Source organism: Pseudonocardia xinjiangensis (assembly GCF_050948425.1).
GTDB classification, from domain to species: domain Bacteria; phylum Actinomycetota; class Actinomycetes; order Mycobacteriales; family Pseudonocardiaceae; genus Pseudonocardia; species Pseudonocardia xinjiangensis.
This window is the reverse complement of sequence record NZ_CP192009.1, coordinates 972405-984380: the sequence shown is the minus strand read 5'-3', so window position 1 is coordinate 984380 and position 11976 is coordinate 972405. Positions and strand designations below refer to the sequence as shown.

The following is an 11976-nucleotide window of genomic DNA, read 5'->3' as shown; positions in this document are numbered from 1 at the left end:
GAGGAGGCGTGATGCCCGCCACCGGCTTCCCCACCGCCGATGCCGAGAACGACTTCCTGCGGGTACGCCGCAGACAGGTGCTCTCCCGGCTGGCCGCGTGGCTGCGGCGCGAACCGGACGACGTGTCCGAGATCCTGCCCTTCGACGAGGTCGTCGCCGCGTTGGGGCGAACCGGGGAGCGCAGGCTCGGCCTGCGGGTCGTCGCGCTGGAGTCGATCGTCGGCAGCGTCGACCGCACACGCGACTTCGACCGCTGGTTCCGGCCGAGCTCGCAGCGCACCCGCGAGCGGTGGGAGCGGCTGGCGCGCGCACAGCGGCGCGGCGAGCCGATCCCGCCGATCGACCTCTACCAGGTCGGCGAGCTCTACTTCGTCCGCGACGGCCACCACCGCGTCTCGGTGGCGCACGCGCTCGGGCTGCGGTCGATCGACGCGTTCGTCACCGAGGTGACCACCCGCATCGACGCCACCGGGATCTCCCGGCGGGGCGACCTCATCACCAAGGACCTGCGCCGGGTGTTCCTCGACCGCGTCCCCCTGCCGGGCCCGGCGCTGTGCACCATCCTCGTCACCGACGCGTGGTCCTACGCCGAGCTCAGCGAGACCGTCGAGGCGTGGGGGTTCCGGCTGATGCAGCACGAGAACCGGTACCTCGACCGCGAGACGGTGGCCCGCCGCTGGTACTCCGAGGAGTACCGCCCGGTCGTGCGGATGCTCGACCAGGCCTCGCTGATCGGCAACCGCACGGAGGCGGAGGCCTACCTGCACCTGGCGTGCCAGCGCTACCGGCTGCTGCGCACGCACCGGTGGGACGACGAGGTGGTCGACCGGCTCCGGGCCGACCACCCTGACCGACCACGCGGCAGCCGGGTGTAGCGGCCGGTCCGGTAGTGCAACGGTCCCGACGGTCGGGCTGCGATGCGCGTCGGCCCGCGGCGCTCACCGTCAGACGACCACCAGATAGAGGCCGAAGCCGACGATCGCGGCCGCCGCGACCAGACACACGCAGGCCGTAGCCGTACCGACAGATGCGCTGGGCGCGCTCGCTTCCCCGCCATGGCGCGCCGCCCCGGAGCGTGCGGAGAGCCCGACGAGGGCGAAGGCGACGAGCACGACAACGACTACGGCCACCGCCAGCGAAACGATCCCCACCAGGAACAGCGCTCTCCAGTCGATGTCCATCTCCGCTCCTCCCTGGATCGGCGTCAGACGTTGGCGGCCACGGGCGTTGCCGCAGGCGTGTCGTTGACGTTCTCGGCCGTGACGGGTTGGCGCCGCGAACGGGCGTAGATACCCGCGGCCAGGGCGACGCCCACCACCGCGACGATGACGACACCGATGGTGCCCAAGCAGGCCGTGTACGCGGCCACCGCTCCGGCCGCGGCGGCCGCTGGGAGCGTCACCAGCCAGGAGAGCGCCATCTGCCCGGCCACGCCCCAGCGGACCGACGCGAGGCGGCGACCCGCGCCGGCACCGAAGATCGAGCCGGTCGCGACCTGGGTGGTGGACAACGCGAACCCCAGGTTCGATGAGGCGAGAATGACCGCAGCGCTGCTGACCTCGGCGGCAAAACCTTGAGCGGTCTGGATCTCGGTCACCCGCTTGCCGAGGGTTCGGATGATCCGCCAACCCCCGACATACGTTCCGAGCGCGATCGACAGGCCAGCGGTCAAGATCACCCAGAGCGGCGGCCCCGCGTCGGTAGGCAGAGTGCCTGCCGTGATGAGGGCGAGGGTGATCACCCCCATCGTCTTCTGCGCGTCGTTCGTGCCGTGGGCGAGCGCCACCATCGACGCCGAGACGATCTGGCCGATCCTGAATCCGCTGCTGACCGTGGCTCGACCCGCACGGGCGGTGATGCGATAAGCGAGAAGGGTGGCCGTCAGCGCGACCACCCCGGCGAGGATCGGGGAGAGCAACGCGGGCAGTAAAATCTTGCTGAGCAGCTGCCCGAACTGGATCGCGTCGACGCCGGCGGCGACCCACGTAGCGCCGATCAACCCACCGAAGAGCGCGTGCGACGAGCTGGACGGCAGGCCGAACAGCCATGTCAGCAGGTTCCAGAGGATCGCGCCGACGAGCCCGGCGAAGATCACCACGGGGGTGATGCGAGCCTCATCAACAAGGCCATCGGAAATCGTCTTGGCGACCTGCACGGAGACGAAGACACCGACGAGGTTCATCACCCCGGCGATCAGGACTGCCAGCTTGGGGCGCAATGCGCCCGTGGCGATCGACGTGGCCATGGCATTGGCCGTGTCGTGAAAGCCGTTCGTGAAGTCGAACACGAGCGCGGCGACCACTACCACCACGATGATCGAAAAATCCATACCGTCAGTTCCTCCAGCTTCCGGGCATGACGCTGCGAAGAGTCGGCGAACGGCGCATGAACGCCGCTCGCGCCCGGGACGACCGCGGGTGCCCGTGACGACCGAGCCGACGGCGTCGTCCCCCCGTCGCCGGTTGCATGTGCCGCCAGGTCCGCGGGATGCGGCGGTCGCCCATCAGCCGGGTCACCTGGGGCGCCGACTCCGGGGACGGGGTCCAGATGTGCCATGGCATGTCGTGGTCTCGCAGGTTGCTGTCGCGCGGCGCTCCTGCGACCGGATGAAGTGCTGGAACTCCATCGGGTCCCCGGAGGAGAAGCACCGGGGTGTTGTTGCCGACCATGGGGCAGTCGCCCTCGCGGTGCAGCCCCTCGCGGGCGAGAGCCGGGTGGACCTCGCCACCGACGCCCGCGGGCCGCGACGGCTCCGCCACGACGGTGGAACCGGTCACCGGGCCGTCAGGGTGTGGTGGACGCCCAGGTGTGTTCACCGCCGTAGATGAAGATCATGAGAGCCGCACCGGTGGCAGGCGGGAGAAAGAGGTACCGCCGTGATCTCCGGAGGTGCGGCGACATCCATGGCGAAGACAATTGCCTCCCGGTGGACTCAAGTCGCCACGGCCAACGCCTATCTGCGCCCCCCGCCAGCCGGAAGAGCTGACTACCTGCCAGCCGCTAATGGGTGCCCCTGAGCGGTCACGGAGATCGCGGCACCCGCATGGGGTACCGCGATCTCCGCTCTCAGCCCGCGTCAGCACACACCGACACACCCCCGCGCTTCAGCCTGTCGAGTCCGCGCTCCTCGTAGGCGCCGACTTCGGCGACCAGCGATGACGGGAAACCCGCTGTACGGTCATCCGGATCCGGGGTGGTCACCCTCACGGCCGCGCACGACCGCTACCCGGCGTCCGATCAGTCGAGCTCTTCTTCGACTTCGTCCTCGTGTTTCCCTGCCTCGGACGCCGCCGGGATGGCCGCCGGCGCGACCACGGGTCACGTGGTCCGCGGCGTCCCGACCAGGTGCGTGAGGATCGGGCTAGACACTGTCGGTGGTGACGGGATGTCCGACCGCGGCGCCCGCGGTCAGGTTCTTCCCGCTCGACGGGTCGAAGACCTGGATCTTGCCCGTGTCCACCCACACCTCGGCCCGCACGCCCTCGCGGACGCCGGACGTGGCCGACAGCCGGGTGACCAGCGTGCCGCTGTCGCCACCGGGCACGTCGGCGGTGCCGGCATCGGCCGCGAGGTCGGCGAGGTCGGCGGACATCGCCTGCTCGCCCTCCATGCTGAAGTAGGCGAACTTGTCCGATCCCATCGACTCCAGCACGTCGACCTGGGCGGTGAACACCGACCCGCGGGCCCGCTGGTGGTCCTCCACGAGCGAGGCGTCCTCGAAGTGCTCCGGCCGGATGCCGACGATCACGTCGCGCTGCGCGTCGGCCCCCTCGAGCGTGCGGCGCAGCTCGTCGGTGAGCGCGAGATCGCCCAGCGGGGTGCGGAACGTGCCGCCCTCGAGCTTCGCGGGCAGGAAGTTCATGGCGGGCGAGCCGATGAACCCCGCGACGAAGAGGTTGGCCGGGGTGTCGTAGAGCGTCTGCGGCGAACCGATCTGCTGGACGTGCCCGCCCCGCATGACCACGATGCGGTCGCCGAGCGTCATGGCCTCCGTCTGGTCGTGTGTGACGTAGACGGTGGTGGTCTCGAGCCGCTGCTGGAGCTTGGAGACCATCGTGCGCATCTGCACACGCAGCTTGGCGTCGAGGTTGGACAGCGGCTCGTCCATGAGGAAGGCCTTGGGGCTGCGCACGATCGCGCGGCCCATCGCGACCCGCTGACGCTGCCCGCCGGACATGTTGGCGGGCTTGCGGTCGAGGTGCTGGGTGAGGTCGAGGATCTTCGCGGCCTCCTCGACCTTGCGGTTGATCTCGGCCTTGTCCACCTTGGCGATCTTGAGCGGGAAGCCCATGTTCTCGCGCACGGTCATGTGCGGGTAGAGCGCGTAGGACTGGAACACCATCGCGATGTCGCGGTCCTTGGGCGCCCGCTCGTTCATCCGCTCGCCGCCGATCCGCAGCTCGCCCTCGCTGATGTCCTCCAGCCCGGCGATCATGTTGAGCGCCGTGGACTTCCCGCAGCCCGACGGCCCCACGAGAATGATGAACTCGCCGTCGGCGATCTCGATGTTGATGTCGTCGGCCGCGACGGTGCCGTCGGGGTAGCGCTTGGTGATGTGGTCCAGAACGATGTCAGCCACGTGATCTCAGCCCTTCACTGCACCGGACGTCAGGCCGGCGACGATGCGCCGCTGGAACAACAGAACGAAGATGATGATCGGAATGGTGAGCAGCACCGCTGCCGCCGCGATCGAGCCGGTCGGCTCGGCGAACTGCGAGGCACCGGTGAAGTTCGCGATCGCCACCGTGGCGGTCTGGGACCGCGGGGTGGAGGTCAGCGAGATCGCGAACAGGAAGTCGTTCCAGCAGAAGATGAACACCAGGATGGCCGTGGTGAACACCCCGGGCGCAGCCAGCGGGACGATCACCGAGCGGAACGCCTGCAGCGGCGTGGCCCCGTCCATCTTGGCCGCCTTCTCCAGCTCCCACGGAATCTCCCGGAAGAACGCCGAGAGCGTGTAGATCGCCAGCGGCAGCGCGAACGTGATGTAGGGCAGGATCAGCCCGGGCCAGGTGTCGAACAGGCCCACCGCGCGCTCGATGTCGAACAGCGGCGAGACCAGCGAGATCTGCGGGAACATCGCGATCAGCAGCGACACCCCGACAAGGACCTTCTTGCCGGGGAAATCGAGGCGGGCGATCGCGTAGGCCGCCATCGTGCCGATCACCACCGCCAGCACCGTGGAGATGATCGCGATACCGATCGAGTTCACGAGTGCGCTCGTGAAGATGTCGAGCGAGAAGATCTGCGCATAGTTGTCGAGGGTCCAGCTGCGCGGGATGAAGTTGCCGTCGGTGATCGTGTCGGTGGTCTTGAACGAGAGGCTCAGGATCCACAGCACCGGCACCAGCGCGTACAGGACGACAACCAGGCCGGCGACGCCCCACCAGACCCTCGTACGAGGGTCACCCGTCGTGGTCGCCATCGTCAGCGCCTCCCGCTCGGCTCGGAGCCCGGCGCCGCTGCGCCGAACAGTTTGATGAACAGGACGGCGAGCAGGGCGACGCAGATGAAGATCAGCACGCTGATGGCGGATCCGATGCCGAGGTTGAAGGCCTTGAACAGGTTGTCGTAACCCAGCATCGACACCGATCCGGTGCCGTTGGAGCCCTGGGTGAGGATGTAGATGTTGTCGAACACGCGGAACGCGTCGAGCGTGCGGAACAGCAGCGCCACGAGGATCGCCGGCTTCATCATCGGCAGGATGATCTGCGTCAGCCGCTGCCAGGGGCCGGCCCCGTCCACCTGCGCGGCCTTGAGCAGGTCGTCGGGCACGAGGGCGAGACCCGCGAGCAGCAGCAGCGCCATGAACGGCGTGGTCTTCCACACCTCGGCACCGATGACGATGGCCAGCGCCGAACCGAAGTCGGTCAGCGGCGCGCTGCCCGTGGGCAGCAGCGCCGCGAGGTACCCCTTGTCCGGGGTCCAGGCGAACTGCCAGCTGAACGCCGCCACCACCGTGACGATCCCGTAGGGGATGAGGATGACCGTGCGCACCAGGCCGCGGGCGACCAGCGTGCGGTGCATCATCAGTGCGAGGGCGAGCCCCAGCACGAACTCGATCGCCACCGAGATCACGGTGATCAACATCGTGACGCCGAACGCCTGCCACCAGTAGCCCGACGTGAGCACGGTGACGTAGTTGCTCAGCCCGACGAACGCCTGCTCCGCGGGGAAGCGCAGGTCGTAGCGCTGCAGCGACAGCCAGATCGCGTAGCCGATGGGGTAGGCGGTGACCAGCACGATGATGATCGCCGCCGGCGCGCACAGCAGCAGCCCGAGGTTCCGCTCCGCCCGCTTGCCCTCCGACATCTGGGCCTTGGTGGGCCCGCCAGGACGCTGCGTCACCTGCTCGGTGGACGCTGCGAGAGCACCGCTCTGGAGACTCATGGCACCAGTCCTTCCGAGTTGGCGGCGCCCTGGACCTCGTCGGCGAGCATCGGGACCGCGGTGGCCGGGTCGATCGCGGCCGGCGGGTTGAGCAGATCCGACAGCACGATCGAGATGCTCGTGTATCCCGGGGTCAACGGGCGGACACTCGCGTTGTCGAGCGAGTTCTTGATCGCCTCCCACGCCGGGTACTTGGCCTGGAACGACGGGTCGGTGTAGAGGTCGGCGAGGGTGGGGGGCACCCCGCCCTCCACGGCGTTGCGCAGCTGGTTGTCGCGGTTGCGCAGGCACTGGATCGCCGCGAACGCGAGGTCCTTGTGCTGGCCCGTGGTGCTGACGGCGAGGTTGATGCCGCCGATGGTGGGCTTGGCCGGCTGGCCCGGCACGACGCTCGGGTACGGCGCCCAGGCGAACTCGTCGACCACGCGGCGGCCGGTGTCGGCGCTCGTGGGCTTGCCCTGGGGGTCGATGAAGGTGCCGCCTCCCCCGCCGTCCGGTGGCGGCGTGTGGATCGAGGCGTAGACGAAGGGGTAGTTGATCTGGAACGCGGCCGTGCCCGCCTCCATCGCGAGCCGGCCGTCGTTCTCCTTGTTCACCGACAGCGACGGGTCCGAGGCGGGCGACGCCGCCACCCGCTGCATCACCGACAGCGCCTTCTGCGCCGCGTCGCCCCGGCCGAGCAGGACGTTGCCGTCCTCGTCGACGATCTGGCCGCCCGCGCTGTTGAGCAAGGTGTTGAACCAGACCACCAGGCCCTCGTACTGGGCGCCCTGCACCTCGATGTAGGACGGCAGGCCCTGCTGGTGGAGGCGCTCCGAAGCGGAGATCATCTCGTCCCAGGTGGCGGGCGGTGTGGGTGAGAGATCCTTGCGGTACCAGAGGATCTGCGTGTTGGTGTTGAGCGGCGCCGCCCAGAGCGCGCCCTGGTAGGTGGCCGTCTGCAGCGGGCCGTCGAGGGTGCCCTGGCGAACCTGCGCGGCGACGTCCTCGGGGAGCTTCTCGATCCAGCCGGCTGCCGCGAACTCCGCGGTCCAGGTGACGTCGATGCCGACGATGTCGACCTCAGAGTCGCCGGCCACGAGGCGGCGGGCGAGCTGCAGGCGCTGGTCGTCGGCCGACTTGGGGAGTGTCTGGTAGACGACCGAGTACCGGCCGCCGGACGCTGCCGTGCAGTCCTTCGCCGCGGCGCTGTACTGCTCGGCGCCGTCGGCGGGACCGTAGACGTTCAGGACAGGAGGCCCGGTGGCCCCCGAACTGCACCCCGCGATCGCGGCTGCGGCCAATACCGCACAGGCCCCGGCGATGAGAGGTCGGCGTCGTCCTCGCCGCCGACCCGGATGGACCGGACCCCGCATACGTGCTCCCGTCCCGGCCGACGCATGAGTCGGCCACGTCGCCCATAGTGTGATGCCGGTCACTGATAGCACCGGGTGATCCACGCTATGCGCGCCGGGAGCAACCCGCAATGCGGGACGCGCTCCGAGACGGGAACGATATGTACATCAACCGTCGACGCGAACGATGTCAGGCGGGGTGGTTCCCCATCGCCAGCTTGGCGAGCAGTTCACGGGCCTTCTCGGCGTTGCGCGGCTGGCACAGGACGTCGTAGCGGCCGGCCACCATCTGGCTGGCCGAGGTGAAGTCCCGGCGGCCCTTCGAAGCGCCGTAGCCGACGGCGGCGAAGACGAGCCCGAACACGATACCGCTGGCCAGGCCGACCAGGATCGGTCCGAAGGACGTGCCGGCCGGGCTGAACAGGCTGAGCAGCAGGCCCACGAACAGACCGAACCACGCGCCGGACGCCGCGCCGGAGACCAGCACCCGGCCCCAGGTCAGGCGCCCGATCACCCGCTCGACCAGCATCAGGTCGACACCGACGATGGTGACGTCGCGGACGGGGAAGTCGGCGTCGGCGAGGTGGTCGACTGCCCGCTGCGCCTCCTCGTACGTGGCGTAGGAACCGACCGGCCACCCGGTGGGCGGGGTCGGCAGGTTGGGCAGGCCGGGCGCGGTGCGCGCGGGGCCGCCGAACGGTGTGGTCACGGGGCCTCCTCTTCCAGATCGCGGGACGCCTGATACTCACGGGTCCACATCGTGTCAACGCATGAACGGGGGACGAAGTGCCCGTTCATTCGATCATCACACGAAACGCCGGTGGGCGGAGACTACCTCAGGTCACGACGCGGTTTCAGGATCGATGCGATACCGCACTCCGGCTTGCCAGGGCGGGAAATGGGAACCGGTTCGGTCAGCGGAGCCGGTACTCCTTCAGCAGCCCCCGGCTGATGATGGTCTTCTGGATCTCCGACGTGCCCTCGCCGATCAGCAGGAACGGCGCCTCGCGCATCAGGCGCTCGATCTCGTACTCCTTCGAGTAGCCGTAGCCACCGTGGATGCGGAACGACTCCTGCGTCACCTCGGCGCAGTACTCACTCGCCAGCAGCTTCGCCATCCCGGACTCGACGTCGAACCGCTCGCCGGAGTCCTTGAGCCGCGCGGCGTTCACCATCATCAGGTGCGCGGCCTCGACCTTGGTGGCCATCTCGGCCAGCTTGAACGCGATGGCCTGGTGCTCGGCGATCGGTTTCCCGAACGTGCGGCGCTGCTGCGCGTACTCCACGGCGAGCTCGAACGCCCGGATCGAGATGCCGCAGGCGCGCGCCGCGACGTTCACCCGCCCGACCTCGACGCCGTCCATCATCTGGGCGAAGCCGCCGCCGCGCTTCCCGCCGAGGATCTGGCCCGCCGGCACCCGGTGCCCGCTGAACACCAGTTCGGTGGTGTCGACGCCCTTGTAGCCCATCTTGTCGATCTTGCCCGGCACCGTGAGGCCCGGCGCCACCTCGCCGTAGCCCTCCGGCTTGTCCACCAGGAAGCAGGTGAGGTTCTGGTGCGCCCGGGACGCGCCCTCGTCGGTGCGCACGAGCACGGCGGTGAGGTTGGACGTACCCCCGTTGGTGAGCCACATCTTGGCGCCGTCGATGACGAAGTCGGCTCCGTCGGCCACAGCCTTCGTCTTGATCGCCGCGACGTCGGATCCCAGGTCGGGCTCCGACATGGAGAACGAGCCGCGCACCTCCCCGGCCGCCATCCGCGGCAGGTAGCGCTGCTTCTGCTCGTCGGTGCCGTGATGGGTGATCATGTGCGCCACGATGAAGTGGGTGTTGATCACACCGGAGACACTCATCCAGCCGCGCGCGATCTGCTCGACCACCAGCGCGTAGGTCAGCAGCGACTCACCGAGACCGCCGAACTCCTCCGGGATCGTGAGCCCGAACAGGCCCATCTCCTTCATCCCGTCGACGATGTCCTGGGGATAGGTGTCGGCGTGCTCGAGCGCGGTGGCGTGCGGGATGATCTCCTTGTCCACGAACGTCCTGACGGTGGACAGGATCTCCTGCTGGATCTCGGTGAGACCGGCGGTCTGGGCGAGTCGGGCCATGGTGGTCCTCCTGGCAGGCGTCTCGGGCCGCCGGGCGGTGCAGAAGGTCCCGGCGCTGGGCTGCTGGTGCAGAAGTATCCACCTGCATGACATACCTAGCGCGTGCTCGGGATGTGAAGGTCCTCACCCGCTACCGGTTGGCCCGATCGTTCAGGACTCCGGAGGGGTCCAGCGGTCGGTGCGCTCCATGCCGGCGGCGCGGCCCTTGCCCGAGATCACCAGTGCCATCTTGCGGGAGGCCTCGTCGATCATCTCGTCGCCGATCATCGCGGCCCCGCGCTTCCCGCCCGCCTCGGAGGTGTACCAGTCGTACGCGTCGAGGATGTTCTCCGCGTGGTCGTAGTCCTCCTGGCGGGGGCTGTAGGTCTCGTTGGCCGCCTCGATCTGGCCGGGGTGCAGCACCCACTTGCCGTCGAACCCCAGCGCCGCGGAGCGCGCGGCCACCCGCCGGAAGCCCTCGACGTCCTTGATCTGCAGGTACGGGCCGTCGATCGCCTGCTTGTCGTACGCCCTGGCCGCCATCAGGATGCTCATCAGGATGTGGTGGTAGGCGTCGCCCACGTCGTAGCCGGGCGGCTGCTCCCCCACCACGAGGGACTTCATGTTGATCGACGCCATGAAGTCGGCCGGGCCGAAGATGATCGTCTCCACCCGCGGTGACGCCGTGGCGATCGCGTTGACGTTGACGAGTCCGAGCGCGTTCTCGATCTGCGCCTCGATCCCGATCCGACCGACCTCGTAACCCATGGTCTTCTCGATCTGGGTGATCAGCATGTCGAGCGCGACGATCTGCTCGGCCGTCTGCGCCTTCGGCAGCATGATGGCGTCGAGGTTGGCCCCCGCGCCCTCGACGACCTCGGTGACGTCCCGGTAGGTCCACTCGGTGGTCCAGTCGTTCACCCGGACCACGCGGATCTTCTCGTCCCAGCCGCCCTCGTTGAGAGCCGCGACGATCGTCTTGCGGGCACCCGGCTTGGCCAGTGGCGCACACGCGTCCTCGAGGTCGAGGAACACCTGGTCGACAGGCAGTGTGCGGGCCTTGTCGATGAACTTCTGGCTGGACCCGGGCACGGCGAGGCAGGAACGGCGGGCCCGGGCCCGGGTGGCACCCGCGGCGGGTCGGGTCGGGGTGTCTGCTGAGTTCGCGGGCTCATTCACGAGCGACTCCTCGTCGAGGTCGGCACCGAGCGGCACGGCTTGCGACGATGCTGACACGACCCCAGCGGCTGCGCGGATCGGGGTGATCGGTTTCTCAATCACCGGGACGGGCGAGCAGCTCGCCCCTGGCCACGGCCACGACGCCGCCGTACACCGAGGCCTCCTGCGCGGCCCCGCCGTCGGCCCGCACGAGCACCCCCAGCTGCGACGGCCTGCCGATCTCCGCGCCCTGGTCCACGATGAAGCCGGACTGGCCCTCGCCCGGCAGCACCCCGCGGTCGACGAGGAACACCGCGAGCGCCACGGCCGCCGACCCCGTGGCCGGGTCCTCGTCGACCCCGGCCTCGGGCGCGAACATCCGCATGTGCGCCCGCCAGCCCGCGCGGTCGTAGGCCACGACCACCAGCCCGACCAGGTCCGCCACCAGTCCCCGCAGTGCCGCGGCGTCGGGCGTGGCGCGTGCCACCGCGTCGGCGCGCACCGGGAGGACGGCGTAGGGCACGCCCGCTGCCGCCACGCCGGCCGGCACCTCGCCGTCGACGTCCTCCGGTCCGAGGCCCACGGCCGCGGCGAGCGCCGCCCCGTCGAGCGCGGGACCGACCACGGGCGTGCCGCCGGTCACCTGCGCACCGTGGTCGTCCACCCGCACCGGCAGCAGCCCGGCGCCGCACTCCTGCACGACCTCACCGGTGTCGATCAACCCTGCCCGGGCGAGCACCCACGCCGTTCCGACGCTGGGGTGCCCGGCGAAGGGCAGCTCTCGCGCCGGAGTGAAGATGCGCAACCGGTAGTCCGCACCCGGTTCGGTCGGCGGGAGCGGGAACGCGGTTTCGGAGAGGCCGAATTCCGCCGCGATCGCCTGCATCTGAGCGGTGTCGAGATCAACGGCGCCGTGTACCACGGCGAGCGGATTACCGGCGAATGGCGTGTCGGTGAATACGTCGACCACGTCGTACCGGAGTTGGATCACGCCCGCAGCTTAGGCT

12 protein-coding genes are annotated in these 11976 nt (G+C 69.4%); 1 reads left to right on the top strand and 11 read right to left on the bottom strand.

Translation table 11 applies throughout. The features are described from left to right. Window positions 1–11: 11 nt before the first annotated feature. Complete coding sequence (locus ACQPZA_RS04850; RefSeq protein ID WP_169397438.1) at window positions 12–875, top strand: ParB N-terminal domain-containing protein; 864 nt, start codon at window positions 12–14, stop codon at window positions 873–875. Window positions 876–944: 69 nt separating this feature from the next. Here the strand turns inward: ACQPZA_RS04850 and ACQPZA_RS04845 are convergent, their stop codons facing one another. The 11 genes from ACQPZA_RS04845 to ACQPZA_RS04795 all read right to left on the bottom strand — a co-directional run bounded on the left by ACQPZA_RS04845 (window position 945) and on the right by ACQPZA_RS04795 (window position 11960). Beyond that, window positions 945–1181, bottom strand: coding sequence for a hypothetical protein (locus ACQPZA_RS04845; protein ID WP_433278718.1), 237 nt, complete (start codon window positions 1179–1181; stop codon window positions 945–947). A 23-nt stretch (window positions 1182–1204) separates the two neighbouring features. Then, window positions 1205–2329: an anion permease gene (locus ACQPZA_RS04840; RefSeq protein ID WP_433278716.1), complete on the bottom strand. Its 1125-nt coding sequence runs from the start codon at window positions 2327–2329 to the stop codon at window positions 1205–1207. A gap of 4 nt (window positions 2330–2333) precedes the next feature. Then, a complete protein-coding gene (locus ACQPZA_RS04835) occupies window positions 2334–2759 on the bottom strand; it encodes a catalase (protein WP_433282679.1) in 426 nt (141 codons plus the stop codon). 602 nt (window positions 2760–3361) lie between these two features. Next, window positions 3362–4579, bottom strand: coding sequence for an ABC transporter ATP-binding protein (locus ACQPZA_RS04830; RefSeq protein ID WP_433278714.1), 1218 nt, complete (start codon window positions 4577–4579; stop codon window positions 3362–3364). Between the two features lie 6 nt (window positions 4580–4585). Further along, entirely contained in the window at window positions 4586–5425 is an 840-nt protein-coding gene (locus ACQPZA_RS04825) for a carbohydrate ABC transporter permease (protein WP_169397433.1), read from the bottom strand. Between the two features lie 2 nt (window positions 5426–5427). Then, a complete protein-coding gene (locus ACQPZA_RS04820; RefSeq protein ID WP_169397432.1) occupies window positions 5428–6390 on the bottom strand; it encodes a carbohydrate ABC transporter permease in 963 nt (320 codons plus the stop codon). Continuing rightward, window positions 6387–7673 carry an ABC transporter substrate-binding protein gene (locus ACQPZA_RS04815; RefSeq protein WP_433278711.1) on the bottom strand — a complete coding sequence of 429 codons (1287 nt, stop codon included), beginning with the start codon at window positions 7671–7673 and terminating at the stop codon, window positions 6387–6389. Before ACQPZA_RS04815 ends, ACQPZA_RS04820 begins: the two co-directional genes overlap by 4 nt. A gap of 241 nt (window positions 7674–7914) precedes the next feature. Then, the gene (locus ACQPZA_RS04810; protein ID WP_169397430.1) at window positions 7915–8433 is read right to left on the bottom strand and encodes a general stress protein; all 519 of its coding nucleotides are present in this window, start codon (window positions 8431–8433) and stop codon (window positions 7915–7917) included. A gap of 205 nt (window positions 8434–8638) precedes the next feature. Continuing rightward, window positions 8639–9832, bottom strand: coding sequence for an acyl-CoA dehydrogenase family protein (locus ACQPZA_RS04805; protein WP_433278709.1), 1194 nt, complete (start codon window positions 9830–9832; stop codon window positions 8639–8641). Between the two features lie 150 nt (window positions 9833–9982). Then, window positions 9983–10990, bottom strand: coding sequence for an HpcH/HpaI aldolase/citrate lyase family protein (locus ACQPZA_RS04800; protein WP_407692220.1), 1008 nt, complete (start codon window positions 10988–10990; stop codon window positions 9983–9985). A gap of 94 nt (window positions 10991–11084) precedes the next feature. Beyond that, entirely contained in the window at window positions 11085–11960 is an 876-nt protein-coding gene (locus tag ACQPZA_RS04795) for a PhzF family phenazine biosynthesis protein (protein WP_433278707.1), read from the bottom strand. Between the last annotated feature and the right edge of the window lie 16 nt (window positions 11961–11976).